The 16,292-nt window shown below is 65.4% G+C and carries 12 protein-coding genes and 1 pseudogene; 4 read left to right on the top strand and 9 right to left on the bottom strand.

From position 1 onward, the window contains the following. Positions 1-165: 165 nt before the first annotated feature. Complete coding sequence (locus KBI52_RS30640; RefSeq protein ID WP_173949393.1) at positions 166-960, bottom strand: DNA-binding response regulator; 795 nt, start codon at positions 958-960, stop codon at positions 166-168. Positions 961-1,750: 790 nt separating this feature from the next. On the opposite strand from KBI52_RS30640, the gene KBI52_RS30635 reads away from it, so the two are divergent. The 3 genes from KBI52_RS30635 (at position 1,751) to KBI52_RS30625 (ending at position 6,368) form a co-directional block, all read left to right on the top strand. Beyond that, positions 1,751-3,091, top strand: coding sequence for a hypothetical protein (locus KBI52_RS30635; RefSeq protein WP_210812687.1), 1,341 nt, complete (start codon positions 1,751-1,753; stop codon positions 3,089-3,091). Positions 3,092-3,210: 119 nt separating this feature from the next. Beyond that, on the top strand, positions 3,211-5,019 hold the full coding sequence (locus KBI52_RS30630) for a type I secretion system permease/ATPase (protein ID WP_247654740.1): 1,809 nt from the start codon (positions 3,211-3,213) through the stop codon (positions 5,017-5,019). After that, the gene (locus KBI52_RS30625; RefSeq protein WP_247654739.1) at positions 5,019-6,368 is read left to right on the top strand and encodes an HlyD family type I secretion periplasmic adaptor subunit; all 1,350 of its coding nucleotides are present in this window, start codon (positions 5,019-5,021) and stop codon (positions 6,366-6,368) included. The genes KBI52_RS30630 and KBI52_RS30625 overlap by 1 nt, the downstream gene beginning before the upstream one ends. Positions 6,369-6,697: 329 nt before the next feature. Here the strand turns inward: KBI52_RS30625 and KBI52_RS34345 are convergent, their stop codons facing one another. Further along, positions 6,698-6,820, bottom strand: coding sequence for a hypothetical protein (locus KBI52_RS34345; RefSeq protein ID WP_371823232.1), 123 nt, complete (start codon positions 6,818-6,820; stop codon positions 6,698-6,700). Positions 6,821-6,892: 72 nt separating this feature from the next. Beyond that, positions 6,893-7,440, bottom strand: a pseudogene (locus KBI52_RS34340) (AAA family ATPase); the annotation flags it as partial. A 466-nt stretch (positions 7,441-7,906) separates the two neighbouring features. Here KBI52_RS34340 and KBI52_RS30615 point away from each other — a divergent pair. Beyond that, positions 7,907-9,019, top strand: a complete 1,113-nt coding sequence (locus KBI52_RS30615) for an NADH:flavin oxidoreductase/NADH oxidase (protein ID WP_173949390.1) — start codon at positions 7,907-7,909, stop codon at positions 9,017-9,019. A 46-nt stretch (positions 9,020-9,065) separates the two neighbouring features. On the opposite strand, the gene KBI52_RS30610 is transcribed toward KBI52_RS30615, so the two are convergent. From KBI52_RS30610 to KBI52_RS30585, 6 genes are all read right to left on the bottom strand, one after another. Continuing rightward, on the bottom strand, positions 9,066-10,427 hold the full coding sequence (locus KBI52_RS30610; RefSeq protein WP_210812685.1) for an NAD(P)/FAD-dependent oxidoreductase: 1,362 nt from the start codon (positions 10,425-10,427) through the stop codon (positions 9,066-9,068). A 245-nt stretch (positions 10,428-10,672) separates the two neighbouring features. Continuing rightward, positions 10,673-11,623 carry an arginase gene (gene rocF / locus KBI52_RS30605; RefSeq protein ID WP_173949388.1) on the bottom strand — a complete coding sequence of 317 codons (951 nt, stop codon included), beginning with the start codon at positions 11,621-11,623 and terminating at the stop codon, positions 10,673-10,675. Between the two features lie 132 nt (positions 11,624-11,755). Further along, entirely contained in the window at positions 11,756-13,171 is a 1,416-nt protein-coding gene (locus KBI52_RS30600; protein WP_247654738.1) for an adenylate/guanylate cyclase domain-containing protein, read from the bottom strand. 212 nt (positions 13,172-13,383) lie between these two features. Further along, a complete protein-coding gene (locus KBI52_RS30595) occupies positions 13,384-14,205 on the bottom strand; it encodes an alpha/beta fold hydrolase (RefSeq protein ID WP_173949386.1) in 822 nt (273 codons plus the stop codon). 24 nt (positions 14,206-14,229) lie between these two features. Then, positions 14,230-15,861 carry an MFS transporter gene (locus KBI52_RS30590; protein ID WP_173949385.1) on the bottom strand — a complete coding sequence of 544 codons (1,632 nt, stop codon included), beginning with the start codon at positions 15,859-15,861 and terminating at the stop codon, positions 14,230-14,232. Further along, positions 15,858-16,283, bottom strand: a complete 426-nt coding sequence (locus tag KBI52_RS30585) for a DoxX family protein (protein WP_210812684.1) — start codon at positions 16,281-16,283, stop codon at positions 15,858-15,860. Before KBI52_RS30585 ends, KBI52_RS30590 begins: the two co-directional genes overlap by 4 nt. Positions 16,284-16,292 lie beyond the last annotated feature (9 nt).

Below are 16,292 nucleotides of genomic sequence, written 5' to 3'. Positions count from 1 at the left end.
AGGAAAAGACAGTGTAGAGCGCCGGTGGACCGCTGCGCCAGTCACCCATTCAGGCGCCTTACCCATCTGCCTAGACGATCCTGCATCCTTCGGCTGGTGCTCAAGCGCACAGGGACTCCGTCTCATTCTCATTCAAATGGACGACACCAGATGGGATTACGAGCCTCAGCTCAAGCCGTTGAGCTGACGGTGCCGGATGACCGCCTCCGTCCTGTTGGTGGCGTGCAGCTTTCGCATGATACGCTGGATATGCACTTTGATCGTGTTCTCGGAGATGTTGAGTGAATGGGCAATCCATTTGTTGGACCATCCCTTCTGAAGGGCCTCCAGGACATCCAGCTCCCGCGCCGTGAAGATGACCCCTGATCCGTTCGCCTCTGTCTTGAGCACGTCTCCGGTTTGCTCCACGATCTCGAAATAGGATCGCTGACCGGTATGGGGCAGGACAAGCCGTGTGGGCACCTCCGGATGTAAGTCGTGCCCATCCTTGGTTTCGGGGACGACAGGCAAGTCTCCGTTCGCGAAACGAGGGAAATATGTACCGCCAACCATCACGAGCTGAAGGGCCGCGACCGCAACCTTGAAGGAGGTGGTCATCGGGATGATGCCGCGGACGCCCATGGCAATCGCATCCCGGACATCCTTCGTCTTCATGCACATGGAGAGGATGACGATGGGCACGTCCGGACGGTTCTGGAGGATGTCTCTGGTGTCATCATTCAGCTGGCTTCCTGAGGGTGAATGCTGCTGAGACCTCAGCAGCACCAAGCCGACTGCCAACTCACCAGCATGAGCAAATTCGCTGGCCGATGAAAATCCTACGACGGGGGTGCGCGGGAACGCACTGCCGATCGCGTGGACGAGACATTCCTGCGAGAACGGCTCGTCATCGATGATGACGAGAGCCTCCTGCCTCATACCATTCGGGTCACCATCGGGCGTTGCGTACGAAAAATGCATCACAACCCTCCTTCATGTGAGGCCAATCTCATTGAATGGGTTCCCAAGAATTTTTGTGTTCCCTAGGGCGATTGATATCTACGCAACGATGGGGCACCACGATCAGGCAGGCACTATTAACAGGCCTATCCTGCCATTGATCTTCCAAACGGCGGAACTTGGCACTCGACGCTCAAGACGCAAACGGCGCGCGCTGGATATTCTCCAATAATCGTGTGCCTAGTTTAACCGTTTTTCATGGCAGTTTCTAGTAATCGAACTGCCAGGCTTAGCTTCAATTCGATCATCCCTTGAAGCATCAGCCGAGATTATTGCTCACGCTCCCTCAGGTCAGAAATCTCCAGAGCCACTCTGAATAGGTCAATTGTCACAGGTGCCTCTCCGGCATGATGAGAAAGGAAGCTTTCCCATCCTCCAACTGCCTCGGCATTCACACGGATCAAGTGAATGGCATGCACCGGGAGGCAAATTAGCGGTACGTCCTACGAGCCGCCGACGTGGAGTGCCGAAGGCGATGGTTTGCGTAAACAAATCATTGTCCTAGCCAATCCAAGACGTTCCTACCTCTTAGGGGTTACCCCATCAAAAGAGCTACCGGTTCGGCTGATCCGGCAGGTGCTCTGATGCATGTGAAAGGAGACGCGTCACCCGAATGGGCGACCGGAACCTTCTCCTCACCCATTCTGCGGCATGCAAATCGGCAACTTTCTCTCATGCCGTGCATGCAGGACTCTCTGCCAAACCGCCTCGCAACTCCACGAGGCGGCTGCAACTACTGAGGAGCGCGAGAATGGCAGACCTATCAGACCTGCTCAGCGGATTCGGGTTCGATTTCGATCTCGACGTTGAGTTGAACAACACCCTGGATCAACTGCAGAGGCAGAACACCGAGACGAATGCCAGTCAGACCTCGGCCATTGACCAGGACAACGACAACGAAGCCGCGGTCGACTACAATCCGGTTCAGCTGGCCTACAACGATGCCAGCGCCAACAACACTGCCGATACGAATGTCACCACGGACAACGACTCGGGCGTCGACTCGACCGTGACGACCGGTGGCGATTCGATTGCCACAGCCGCCAACAGCGCCAATGGCGGCGCCGCCACGGGCGGCACGACGACCGGCGGGTCCGCCACAGGCGGCGACACCGTAGGCGGTTGGACCGACAGCGGCGACTCCACGTCCGGAGACACGGCAGGAAGCAATGCGGGCGCCGTGGGCGGCGCAGGCGGAGACGGGACCGGCGGGGACGGCACGAGCGGGCCGATTTATTCCGGAGACGCGGACACTGGCGACGGATCGGGTGGCAATGGTCCTGGCGGTGATGGGTACTCGGGCGATGCGGCAAGCGGCGACTCTGCCGCGACCGGCGGCGCCGGAGGCGATGGTGGCGACGGCACGGGCGGCTATGGCCGTGGCGGCTACGCGTCTGGTGGCGATGGCACTGGCGGTGACGGAGACTACGGTGCAGGCGGCGCCGGAACAGGCGGTGACGGGACGGGCGGCGCCGGCACCGGCGGTGACGGCACCGGTGGAGCGGGCGGCTATGGTGGCGCCGGCACAAGCGCCAGCGGCGACGGCACCTCAGGGGCCGGCACCGGCGGTGCCGGTTCAGGCGGCGCCGGCACGAGCGGTGCGGCGACATCCGGCGCTGCTACGGGCGGCGACGGCACGGGCGGCGCCGGCGTGGGCGGTGCGGGCGGCGCAGCTACGGCGGCTTCCGGCGATACCACGGGCGGCAGCTCCACGTCCGGTGCAGCCACGGGCGGTGACACGGCCGGCGGTGCCACGACTGCCGGGTCCGCTATGGGCGGGAATGCTTCCGCCAATGGCGGCACGGCCGCGGGCAATGCCGGGGCTCACAGCGACAACGATGCCGTGGCCGACATCGACTCCACGGCCAGCGGCAACGCCGGGGCCAGCGTGAACCAGGGCGGCGGTGGAACCGCAGCCTCCGATCAGGACATCGGTGACTTCAACTTTGGCCAGAACAACGACTCCGACGCCACGTCCACCCAGGATCAGGCGGTGACGGTCGATCTCGACCAGACGATGGATGCCACGCAGGATGCGAGCCTGGCCTTCACCTTCGACTTCGGCGACTTCGACTTCGGCTTCGTCGTCTGAGCCCCGATAACGGCGATCCGGGGCTGCGGCACTCCCGCGGCCCCGGAGTGGCGCATGCGCGATCTTCCCCGGACGTGCGAGCGCCAGCCCGACTCCCCTGATGGTTCCGGAGATCGCGTATGGCCCTGAACTGGATGAAGGCCCGCCATCAGACAGAGGTGGAGCACGCCTTCCGGCTTTGTCGCTACTCGCTGGCCCTCGTCGCGGGCTTGAGCTTCTTCGTCAATCTGCTCGCCCTGACCATGCCGCTCTACCTGCTGCAGGTCTACGACCACGTCTTGTCGAGCCAGAGTCTCGACACGCTCTTCATGCTCACCCTCATCGTCATCTTCGCGCTGGCGCTCCATGCGGTTATCGAGGCCCTGCGCCGCGAGATGCTCGCCCGCGTCGGTGGCTGGCTCGAGGAACGCCTGCAGGCTCCCGTGCTCACCGCAGCCGTGCAGGCCGCGCTGCGGGCCGATCCCGCGGGAGCCGCGCAGGCATGGCGCGATCTCGGCACCCTGCGCCAGTTCTTCGGCGGATCGGCATGCACGGCGCTGTTCGACCTGCCGTGGACCCCGATCTTCCTGCTCGCCATGACCCTCGTTCACCCGCTGCTGGGTGCCATTGGGATCGTGGCTTCCCTCATCCTGTTCGGCTTCGCATGGCTCAACGAGACCGTAACCCGGGCTCCTTTCGCGCGGGCGTCCGCGGCCTCATCCGAAAGCCAGCACCGCTTCGAGTCGCTGATGCGCAACGTGGAGGCGATCACCGCCATGGGCATGCTGCCTGGCGTGGCACGGATCCTGGCCGACGAGCAGGCGCATGCCAAGGCCGCCCAACTGACGGCCGGCTCGCGGGCTTCGGCGATCCAGGCGCTAGCCCGCTTCGTCCGTTTCCTCGCGCAGGTGCTGGTGATGGCGGCGGCCTCCTTCCTCGTCATCAGGCACGATGTCAGCCCGGCCGCGATCTTCGCCGCCTCGATCCTGCTTGGCCGCTCCCTCGGCCCCGTCGAGGGAGCCATCGGCACCTGGAAGGCCGTCACCAACGTGCGGCTCGCCTATGACCGCATCCGGCGCATCATGCAGGCCGCCCCGCCGCCCGTGAAAGGCATGGAGCTGCCCCCACCCAGCGGCCTCCTCGAAGTTGAGCAGCTCACCTACGTGCCGCCTGGATCGACCGAGCCTGTCGTGCGCCGCCTCTCGATGATGGTCTGCGCCGGCAAGGTGCTCGGTGTCGTCGGGCCCTCAGGAGCCGGCAAGTCGACCCTTGGTCGCCTGATCGCCGGCACCGTGCCGCCGACCACGGGGCATGTGCGCCTCGACGGGGCCGATGTCGGGGTGTGGATGGCCTCCGGGGGACATCGTTACTTCGGCTATCTGCCCCAGGACGTCGAGCTCTTCGCCGGGACCGTCGCGGAGAACATCTCCCGCCTGTCCGAGGCGAGTTCCACGGATGTCATTGCGGCGGCGCGGTTGGTGGATCTTCACGATACCGTCATGCGGCTGCCCAGGGGCTATGACACTCATATCGGCGAGGGCGGGGCGCGGCTCTCCGGCGGCCAGCGCCAAAAGCTCGGGCTCGCGCGTGCGTTTTTCGGCGACCCTCGTTTGATCGTTCTCGACGAGCCGAATGCAAGCCTCGACCCCGAAGGCGAGGAGGCGCTCCGTCGAGCCATCGACGAGATGAAGTCCCGCGGCGCAACGATCATCGTCATTGCCCAGCGCCTCGGCATTTTGTCCGTTGCCGATAACGTGCTCGTACTCGACAACGGCCTGGTCAACGCCTATGGCGAGCGCCGTGAGATCGCCGAGAAAATCGCACAGGGACGGACGGCGATCAGGGTCGCGCAGCAGGCGAGGGCGAAGCCTGAAACGCGCATGCCGAAGGTCAACGAAGGACCGATGATCACCGCACCCGGTCAGCAGGCCGGCAAGGGAGCCGCATGATGGCCAGAACATCGCCCGTCATCGATCTCTCCGATGTCCTGCCCCCGCCACCCCCCACTCCGTTCCATCGGATCCGGTGGTTGACGGCCTTCGCGTTCGGGCTCGTGGTCGTGTTCATCGGCGGCTTCGGCATTTGGTCTGTCACGGCGCCGCTCGAAAGCGCCGCCATCGCGATCGGCTCGGTCGAGGCCGAAACGAGCCGCAAGACGGTGCAGCACTTGGAAGGCGGCATCGTCGCCAGGATTCTGGTGAAGGACGGTGATGCCGTGACGACCGGCCAGCCGCTGATTCAGCTCGACGATACGCGGGCCAGATCCAGCGCCGAGGCGCTTCGGGGACAGCTGCGCGAGGCTCAGGCCCGCGAGGCGCGGCTGCTCGCCGAGCGAGACGGGAATGACACGATCCAGTTCCCGCTGCCCCTGCGCCAAGCGGCCGAGACGGATGCAGCGCTCGATGAGATGCTCGCCGGACAGCAGCGAATCTTCAACAGCCGCCGCCAGCTCTACCAGTCGCAGCTCGCTGTGCTGATCCAGCGGCAGCAGCAGATCTCGCGCCAGATGCTGGGCCTGAGGTACCAGGTGAGCGCTGCGGCGAAGCGTGCGGAGATCATCAAGAAGGAGATGGAATCGATTGCGCCCCTCGTCGCTAGGGGTGTCATCGCGCAGCCGCGCAAGCTGGCGCTTGAGCGCGAACAGGCCGAGATCGACGGGCGGCAGGGCCAGGCGCAGGAGGAAATGGCGCGTGCCGAACAGGGTGTCGGCGAAGCCAACGCTCAGATCCTCAAGCTGCGCAGCGACCGGGAGGCCGAGATCGCTCAGAGCCTCCGCGAGGTGCAGGCGCTCCTCTTCCAGCTCTCCGAACGGGCCGAGGCCGCTCAGGACGTGCTCGGCCGCACCCAGGTGCGCGCGCCCGAGGACGGGGTCGTGACGGATCTCCGAATTCGGACCCCCGGCGGGGTCGTAGGGGAGGGCCAGCCATTGCTCGATCTCGTGCCGAAGCACGATCGCCTCATCATCACCGCCCAGGTGAGACCCGACGACATCGATGTCGTCCACCCCGGGTTACCGGCGCAGGTGCGGCTCATGCCCTACAAGCACCGCCGCGTTCCTCCCGTGGAGGGAACGCTCACCTATGTGTCGGCCGACCGCATGACCGACAAGGCCACCGAGCGCTCGTTCTACACGGCGCGCATCCGTCTCGACGAACATTCGCTGTCATCCTTGCCGGGGGTCGAGGTGATGGCCGGTATGCCCGTCGAGGTTCTGATCAAGACCGGCAAATTCACCGCAGCCGGCTACATGCTGCGCCCTGTGATGGACAGCTTCAATCGCGCGTTCCGCGAGGACTGAGGCTCGCCGCGAGAGTGTAGATCGAAGTCTAGGCCGATCATCCGAAAAGCGTCGGTGGTGAATGGGACCCCGATGCTACGATGTTCACTCAGCGGCCGTGCGTCCCTCGTCCCCGGGTCGTCGCTGAGCGTCCCGTTGCATCTCGACAGCGTTGCGATGCTCGCCCCGGCGTCGGCCGGAACCTGCTCTGTCCGTGGTCCTCGAGGCTGCGGCTCCAGAACGATCTTCTGCCGCTCGGGGTCCCAGCGTGCGGTCACCCGGTCGCTTTCATGGACCTCGTCCGCCTGCATCGCCCGGGCCGATTGCGTCTCGAACTCCGTGCGGATCAGTCACCGCAGCTCGCGCGCTCCGAACTCGGGCCGGAAGCCGGCAGCGGCAAGATGATCGACGACGCTGTCGTCGATCGCAGGATCGATTCCCTGGCCATGAGCCGTCCACCTGACGGGCTCCAGCTGAAGCTCGACGATGGAGCGGATCTCGCTGCGGGTCAGGGCATGAAAGACGATGATCTCGTCGATGCGGTTGATGAATTTCGGCCGGAAATGGCTACGAAGGACGTCCATCAGCTCCGTGATGGTGACCTTGTGGTGCGCTTCGGGAGTATCGCGCAAGCCCCGCAGGATCATGATGGTCCGGGCAACCGTCGGCTCGGGGACGAAGACCGGCTGGAAGCGACGCTCCAGGGCAGCATCCTTCTCAATGTGTTTCTGGTATTCGTTGAGTGTCGTGGCACCGATCAGGTTGAGCTCGCCACGGGCCAGCGCCGGCTTGAACACGTTGTCGTGTCGAGCCCGCTTTCGCCGCCGTCCTGGCCGGCCCCCACGATGGTGTGGATCTCGTCGATGAACAGAACGAGCTCGTTGTTCCGCTCTGTGACCTCCTTGAGGATCTGCTGGGCGCGCTCCTCGAACTCGCCCCGATATTTCGAGCCGGCCACCATCGAGTTGATCGAGAGTTCGACGCGGCGTTTGTCCCGGAGGCTCTCGGGCACCTCGCCGGCGACGATGCGCTGCGCGAGCCCCTCGACGATGGCCGTCTTGCCGACACCCGGCTCGCCGATGAGAACCGGATGCCACAGATGTCACAAATTCCGTCCGCCACGGCTTTCCTCCATGCTGTCGATTCTGCCTGATGGGTGTCGTAACCCGGCAGATGTCGGCCTTGCGTGCGACTTCGGCGCGGTTGTTCCTCATCGGCGGCTGCCATGTTCGGTACGCAGATCTGTCGATCCCCGAGCGAGAATACAATTTCGCTGGGCGGTTGCTCTGGAGCGGCCATTCTTGTTCAGAACATCACGAAATCTGGATCGGCAGCGGGCAGCCCGACGAATAATGGAGGGCTGCCATGACCAAGCTTGGGCTTGAAGACAACTCACAGAAGAGCAAGTGATGATAATCCGAATGATCGCGGTCAGCAAAAGAGCGGCTGGATCGGTCACAAAGATACCGTGACCTGTCAGACCTTTCCGGCTGCCGACGCGTTTCAATGCCACTGTACTCCTCACAAGCCTGAACCATCCGCAATCGACGAGGCAACCCATGTCGCACGCGAAACTCTTCACACCCTTCCGGGTCGGGGATCTGGAACTCGCCAACCGAATCGTCATCGCTCCCATGTGCCAATACTCGGCCGAGGACGGCTGCATGAACGATTGGCACATGATTCATCTGGGTCAGCTTGCTCTCTCGGGGGCAGCGCTGCTCACCATCGAGGCGACGGCGGTCACGCCCGAAGGCCGGATCACCTACGGGGACGTCGGGCTCTATTCGGACGCATGCGAGGCTGCGATGGGCCGCGTTCTGGACGGCATCCGGCGCTGGTCCGACATGCCTGTCGCGATCCAGCTCGGCCATGCCGGGCGAAAGGCCTCGACGGAAGTGCCCTGGAAGGGGGGCCGGCAGATCGCCCCCGATCATGCCAATGGTTGGAAGACGGAGGCGCCTTCCGCGATCCCGCAGGAGAGCGGCGAGGCTTCTCCGGCGGCTCTGGACCGGGATGGTCTTGCGCGGGTACGGAACGCCTTTGCCGAGGCGGCCGTGCGGGCTGCGAGGCTCGGCCTCGAGGCCGTTCAGATTCATGCGGCTCATGGCTACCTGCTTCACCAGTTTCTGTCGCCGCTCTCCAACCAGCGGGACGACAGCTATGGCGGATCGCTCGAAAACCGGATGCGCTTCCCGCTCGAGGTGTTCGATGCCGTTCGGGCCGTGTTCCCGGCCGGGCGCCCGGTGACGGTGCGGGTGTCTGGCACGGACTGGGCGCCGGGCGGCTGGACCATCGAGGAGACGGTGGAATTTGCCAGGGCCCTCGAGGCGCGCGGCTGCAGTGCGATCCATGTCTCGAGCGGAGGCTTGACCCCAGCACAAAAGATCCCCGTGGGACCGAGCTACCAAGTGCCTCTGGCCCGCGCGGTGAAACCGGTCGGCATGCCTGTCATCGCCGTCGGTCTCATCACGGATTTCGTGCAGGCGGAATCCATCCTCGTCACCGGGGACGCCGATCTGATCGCCCTTGCCCGTGCGATCCTCTACGATCCTCGCTGGCCCTGGCATGCGGCTGCGCATTTCGGCGCGGCGGTCCGGGCGCCAAGCCAGTACCTGCGCTCCCAGCCGCGGCAATATCCGGATCTCTTCAAGATGCGCGCAGACGATTGAGGGCGGCGCGCGTGACGAAGCCGGCTGCTGCGGGTTACCTGCGGACCTACCGCCAGTCCGTTGTGCCTGATCGCGCCTGATCCCGACCGGACCGGGCGCCCCCTTCGGCGGTTTCGGGTAAGGCTCGTGTCTTCTCATCGCGGGCCATCATCTGCATGGCCGGACCGTCGGTGATGAGGCGCGCTCCACGCTGGTAGGTCAGATAGTTCCACAACCAGCTGAACGCCACGACGGCACGGTTCCGCAGGCCGATCAGGAAGTAGACGTGCGCGAAGCCCCAGAACAGCCAGCCGATAAAGCCCGTGAGATGAACCGACTTGAGCTTCACCACGGCGGCCTTGCGCCCGATCGTGGCGAGATCGCCCTGATGGCGGTACCGGAACGGCCCCGGTAAGGGTCTGTTCTCGACCTTCGCGGCGATCATGTCGGCCACATAGCGGCCCATCTGCTTGGCCGCCGGCGCGATTCCCGGCACCGGCTTGCCGGCCGCGTCGGTCACAGTCGCGGTGTCGCCGATCACAAAAATCTCCGGCCTGCCCGGAACGGTCAGATCGGGCCCGACCTTGACCCGCCCGGCGCGATCCTGCTCCACCCCGAGCCACGCGCCGGCCGGAGAAGCCACGACGCCTGCGGCCCATATGACCGTGCCGGCCTCGATCCGCGCCTCCTCGAGGTCGACCCCGGCCTCATCGCAGTTCGTGACCCGCGCGAGCGTCCTGACCTCCACGCCCATCCGCTCGAGCGCCCGATGGGCATAGGTTGAAAGATCCTCTGGAAACGTCGGCAGCAGGCGGGGCCCCGCCTCGATCAGGATCACCCGGGCCGCATGCGGGTCGATGCGCCGGAATTCGGCCGGAAGGGCATGATGAGCCACCTCCGCAATGGCGCCGGCCATCTCGACGCCGGTGGGGCCGCCGCCCACGATCACAAATGTCAGAAGACGGCGCTGTTCGTCAGGATCGTCGGTCAGTTCGGCGTGCTCGAAGGCGAGAAGAACCTTCCGGCGGATGGAGGTCGCATCCTCGATCTGCTTCAGCCCTGGAGCGACAGTGGCCCATTCCGGGTGTCCGAAATAGGAATGGGTCGCGCCTGTCGCGAGGACGAGAAAGTCGTAAGGGACGTCCACCGGTCCCGCCCTGACACTGCACGCATCCACATCGATGCCGGTGACATTCGCCAGGAGAACCGTCGTGTTCCTCTGCCGCCTGAGGATGCCGCGGATCGGCCAGGCTATGTCGGCCGGCGACAGGGCCGCCGTGGCGACCTGGTAGAGGAGTGGTTGGAAGTAGTGGTAGTTGTGACGGTCGATGACCGTCACGTCGACCGGCACCCGCGCGAGGGATTGAGCGGCCGTCAGCCCTCCGAAGCCCGCCCCGACGATCACGACCTTTGGTCTATCAGCGGTCATTCCGCCTCTCGCTTGCTGTTGGGTGGAAAGGGATGCCCTTCATCGGAAGGCCCCAACCCTCGCAATGGGCGGAAACCCCGATGTTTCGCCCTTATGGCAATTTTATTGCATGTCCTTCCAGATATCCAGACATCTGCGGGCGCAGGGACTTACCATAGGGAGCGCCAGGATCGCCCAACCAAGTCGGGCTTCTTCCAGGGTCGTCTGCCGCCTTTCGGTTCCTTGTTCCCCAGGGTTCGAGTGGCTTACCCGATCTTTGGAGTATAGCGATAGCTCTGGGTCGGGCGGTCCAGCACCCGCCGTCCCATCAGGCTCGCCACGAGATCCACCATGAGCAGGGCTGTCCGGCCGCGCTCATCGAGGAACGGGTTGAGTTCGACAAGGTCGAGGCTCCCCACGAGGCCGCTGTCGTGGAGGATCTCCATGATGAGGTGCGCCTCGCGGAAGGTCGCGCCGCCAGGAACGGTGGTGCCGACCCCAGGCGCGATCGCCGGATCGAGGAAATCCACGTCGAGGCTCACGTGGAGAACCCCATTGGCCGCTGCGACACGCTTCAGGAAGGCGTCGAGGAGCGACACGACGCCGTTCTCGTCGATGGACCGCATGTCGTGAACCGTCACGCCCGCCGTCTGCAGCGCCGAGCGCTCTGCCGGATCGACGCTGCGGATGCCCATCATGCAGACGTTCTGAGGCTTGATGGGGGCGGCGAGGGCGGGAAAATAGCCTTCGAACCCGCTGCGCCCGGTTGCATAGGCCATGGGCACCCCATGGAGGTTTCCGCTCGTGGTGGTGGTAAGGGTATGGAAATCCGGATGCGAGTCGAGCCACAGGACGAAGAACTCGCGACCTTCCTCCGCGGCCCGGCGCGCAAGCCCCGTCATGGAGCCGGCCGAGAGGCTGTGGTCTCCGCCGGCAAAGATCGGCATGCCGTCGCGGCTTGCCTGATAGGCTGCCTCGGCGATGGCTTCGGTCCAGGCGACGGTTTCCGGGAGCGCCTTGATGGCGAGATTCGGATGCTGCAGATCGCGGAGCGGCCTGGGTGCGATGTTGCCCCGATCCTCCACGATATAGCCGAGATTCTGCAACTCGCTGATCAAGCCGGCGGTCCGGAAGGCGCTCGGCCCCATATCGCAGCCGAGCCGGCCGGCGCCCTCCTGAACCGGTACGCCCAGAACGATACACGGCTTCGATGTCATTCCGTTCTCCCTTCGGATTTCGCGGGATCAACCTGCGGCGACCGTGAATTGAGCAGTAAAGTTTGACAAAAGGATAATGCGGGCTGGGCGTATGCATACCTCGGATCGCACGGTGTGTTGGCGCTTTCGGTTCTAGGTGGGCTTCTGTGATGCGTGAGGAGCAGCAGGCACATGGCCATCGGTGGCCGCCGCGGCTGGAATCGGCGCGAAGATCGGGATCGGTTCCCTGCGCCCAGCGAGAGGTTCAAGCCCGATTTCCCGCCATGCCGTGCGATCGGGCGAGCCCTCGACGGCAGCCCCCGAGGCCAGGATCATCTCACCATACCGCTTCGTCGCCTGCTCGAGACGCGAGGCGACGTTCACCGCATCGCCCAGGACCGTGAACTCCATCCGCTCCTCGTCGCCGACGATCCCGCAGAACACCTCGCCGACGTGGATCCCGATGCCGATCCGCACGGTATGGGGCAGTTCACGGGTCGCGTTCCAGGCGGCCACGATGCGGACGAGATCATGCGCGAAGGCGAGGGCTCGCGCCGCGTCGTCGCCGGTCTCGTCCGGCACGCCGAACAGGATCAGCGCCCCGTCCCCGATAAACTTGTCGACGAAGCCGCGGTGGTTGCGGACGGCTCCCAGGATCCGGGTTCTGAAAGCCGTGAAGAACTGAGACAGGCGCTCCGGGTCCATGCCTTCGGCCAGACCGGTGGAGTCGCGGATATCGACGAAGACGATCACGGCTTTCTGACGACGCCCGCGGCGCAGGTTGACGTCGCCGGCCGCCACCCGGGGGGCGATCTCGGCCGGGAGAAAGCGCGACAGGCTCGCCCGCCCGATGGCATCCCTGACGGCGGAGGCCAGGAGGCGCCGCGACCGGATGATGCCGAAGGCCGTCGCTGCGCCCGCAAGGAGAAGCAGTTCGAGCCGCATCACGTTGACCGGCATCGAGAACAGGCGATGCCATGCGGGCGCCGCCATGGCGGCAGGATCCAGGACCAGACGGTGGTCCAACGCGACGGCAATCCCGATCAGACCGATCGCCAGGAGCGCGATGGCACAGAGCTGGACTTTCACGTCGTAGCGGAGGGCCCCGACGGCGAGAACGAGCGGCGCCGCCCAGGTGATTGGCGCGGACGGCAGGGCGTTGCCGGGCAGTCCGCGTTCGCCGACGGCAAAGAACGCGATGACGAGGACAAGCCCCACATCCATCACCATGAACAGGTAGGCGAAACCGTGGCGCCAGCGCTGCGGCACCGCGAGCACGATGCTGACGGCCCCGACGAGGAGGAAGCCGAAGGAGGCGATCCAGGCGTTCCGCTCGAACATGTCGAGGGTCATTCCCGTCAAACGAAGCAGAATGCGATCAGCGAGGATCACGGTCGTGAAGACGCACAGGCCGATGGCCACGCGCAGCCATCCGATCAGCCGCTCCGCGGCAACCTCATGACGCCTCATCAGGGCCGCGACGAGGTCCCCCTCGAGGGGGCGATCCGGCAGGTTGATGAACGGCTCTGCTTCCCGGGATGGATCCTTCGCGCGCAGATCTGGCCGCATGATGGCCTCCCGGCTCCTCGGCTCCATAGCTCAGGCTATGGCCCGATTAGAACACGAACCGCCCCTGCGCGGCCAGAGGGGGCACATGGATGTCCCCTCTTCCATTCTCCTCAGACAATCGGGATGACCCCGCCCGGCGACCGCGTCATCCGACCGGCAGCGATTTCGTCCGGCCGACTGCGCTGACGCGGCCCTCCAAGGCCAGTGATCCGCTAGCCTTTGATGAAGGCGAGCACGTCGGCGTTGAACCGGTCCGCCTCGGTCTGCGCCAACCCGTGGGGAGCCCCTAGGTAGACCTTGAGCTCGGCGCCCTTGACGATCTTCGCGGTCTTTTCCGCCGATGCCTTGATCGGCACGATCTGGTCGTCGTCGCCGTGGATCACGAGCGTCGGCTTGTCGATCTTCTTGAGATCTTCGGTGTAGTCGACCTCCGAGAACTCGTGGACGCAGTCGTATTCGCCCTTGATGCCGCCCATCATGCCCTGGAGCCAGAAGGACTCGCGCAGGCCCTCATTGGCCTTCGCGCCGTCACGGTTGAACCCGTAGAACGGCATGGTGAGGTCCTTGAAGAATTGCGAGCGGTCACCGGCAGTGTTCTGGCGGATGCCGTCGAAGACGTCGATCGGCGTGCCTTCCGGATTGGCCTCGGTCTTCAGCATGAGCGGCGGCACGGCACCGACGAGGACGACCTTCGCAACTCGCCCGGTGCCGTGGCGGCCGATGTAGTGCGCAACCTCGCCGCCACCGGTGGAATGGCCGATCATGATGACGTCTCTGAGATCGAGCGTCTCGATCAGTTCGGCCAGGTCGTCCGCATACTGATCCATGTGGTTGCCGTCCCAGGTCTGGTCCGAGCGACCATGGCTGCGGCGGTCATGCGCGATGACGCGGTAGCCCTGCTGGCCAAAGAACAGCATCTGGCCGTCCCAGGCATCGGCCGAAAGCGGCCAGCCATGGGAGAACAGGATCGGCTGTCCCGCTCCCCAGTCCTTGTAGAATATCTTCGTCCCGTCCTTCGTCGTGATCGTCCCCATGGGGTGCTCTCCTTGCTAAGTGCTTCAACGTGGCTGTCGGCTTGGCCTTTCGACGGCCAGGAAGTGCTGAACCAGGGGCGGCTCGGCGCCCTGGTGAAATTGCCGGGCCTCGGCCTGGATATCCGCGTCGGCCTTCGAGATCCGCTTGTGCTGGCGCAGGTGCTCGGCCCAGGATTCGACGAAGAACCATTCGACGATGTGCTCGGGATCGGCCGCATCCTCGGAGATGCCCCAGGAATAGGCGCCGTCGCGCCAGCGTTCCTCGGAGAGGCGCTCGAGCGCAGCCAAGAAGGCGGCACGGTCGGCCTGCAGGATTCGATAGGTCACCATGATCATCACCGGCCCCCGGTCATGCGCAACGGGTTCGGCCATGGCCGGCTCGGGCCAGTGCAGGGATGGCGTCAGATCGCTCTCGCCGGCCGGCAGAGGCGCGCGATGCGCGAGCAGGGCAACCACGACGAGGCTGAGGCCGGCCGCGACCAGGGCGGTGTCCGTGCCGATCTCCTGCGCGAGGAAGCCCCAGCCCAGGCTGCCCGCCGTCATAGCGCCGTTGAAGGCGGTGAGATAGATCGCGAGGCCCCGGCCCCGGATCCAGTTCGGCAGAATGGCCTGCATGGTGCTGTTAAGGGTGGTCAGCATGGCGATCCACGCGATGCCGAGAACGAAGGTCGCGACGATGGCGACGATCTCCAGGTTGGTGAGGGCGAGCAGGATGGTCGCGGCCGCCGTCACGAGGGTTGCGGCGAGCACCAGGCCGTCCTGCCCAAGCCGGGCGCGGGCCCGCGGCATCAGGACGGCGCCCGCGATGGCGCCTGCTCCGACGCTGCCGAGCAGCAGTCCGTAGAAGCCCGGCCCGCCGCCGATCTCCTGCCGGGCGACGATCGGGAGCAGGGCCCAGACGGCGCTGGCGAAGGCGAAGAACACAACGGCCCGCCACAGGATGCGATGGAGGTCGCGGCTCGCCCGGGCATAGCGCAGGGCGGCGCGCAAGGCTCCGCCGAAATTCTCCCGCAGTCCGTCATCATGATCGGCCTCGCGGCGCCACCACAGCAGGGCACCGCCGACAAGGACATAGGTCAGGACGTCGAGGCCGTAGACGGCGGCGGCCCCGAGAAGCGCCAGCAGAAATCCGCCCAGGGCGGGCCCGATGGAGCGGGCGATGTTGATGCCGAGGGAGTTGAGCGCAACGGCGCCCTTCAGGTCTGACCGTGGAACGAGCTCCGGCGTAATGGCCTGCCAGGCCGGGGTCGCCAGGGCCGCCCCCACGCCGCCGAGGAAGGTGAGGACGATGAGGCCTTCGACCGAGACGGAGCCCGTCCAGGCCAGGACGGCGAGCAGGGAGCTCACGCTTCCGAGAACGATCTGCAGGGCGATGAGAAGGCGCCGCCGGTCGAGGATGTCGGACAGGACGCCGGCCGGAATCGCGAGCAGGAAGAACGGCAGCGTGCCGGCGGCCTGGATCATGGCGACCGACGCGGGCGAGGCGGAAAGCCCCGTGACCAGCCAGGCGGACGACACGTCCCGCATGAAGGTGCCGATATTGCCGAGCACCGTCGCGGTCCAGATCACCGCAAAGAGGCGGTGGCGGAGGGGCGCGAAGGTGCCGGGCGGCGGTGACGCCGGCGCCTGCGCGAGGCCGGCCGGGGTCTCGCTCATGAGCGTGTGCCCCGACCGTTGGCCAGCAAGGCCGCGAGACCAAGACCGCCGACGATGGCCACGTGTTCGAAGAACGTGGCGGTCTGGCGGCCGCGATCGGGCCCCTCGAAAGCCCAGAAGGGATGTGCGAGAAGGGTGGCCAGAGCGGTGAACACCGCCAGGATCCCGGCGCCGAGCCAGCAGGTCCGGCGGGCGAGGAAGAGAATGGACCCGCCGAGCTGCGTGGCGATGACCAGCCCTGCGATCGGCGCGGCCGGTTGGAGGCCGAGCCCCACGACTTCATTCACCGCTCCGCCGAAATCGGCGAGCTTCACGACCCCGCTGATCAGAAAGGGCGACGCCAGCGCGAGGCGCGCCAGATAGTCGAGTCCAGGCAGGGCCAGCATTCGGGTGACGGGGCGGGGAGCCGCGATATCGGTCATGGTGCTTCT

Origin of the sequence: Microvirga sp. HBU67558 (assembly GCF_018069605.1) — a bacterium.
Lineage (GTDB): Bacteria > Pseudomonadota > Alphaproteobacteria > Rhizobiales > Beijerinckiaceae > Microvirga > Microvirga terrae.
The sequence above is the reverse complement of the archived record's forward strand: the minus strand, read 5'-3'. Positions and strand labels throughout refer to the sequence as shown.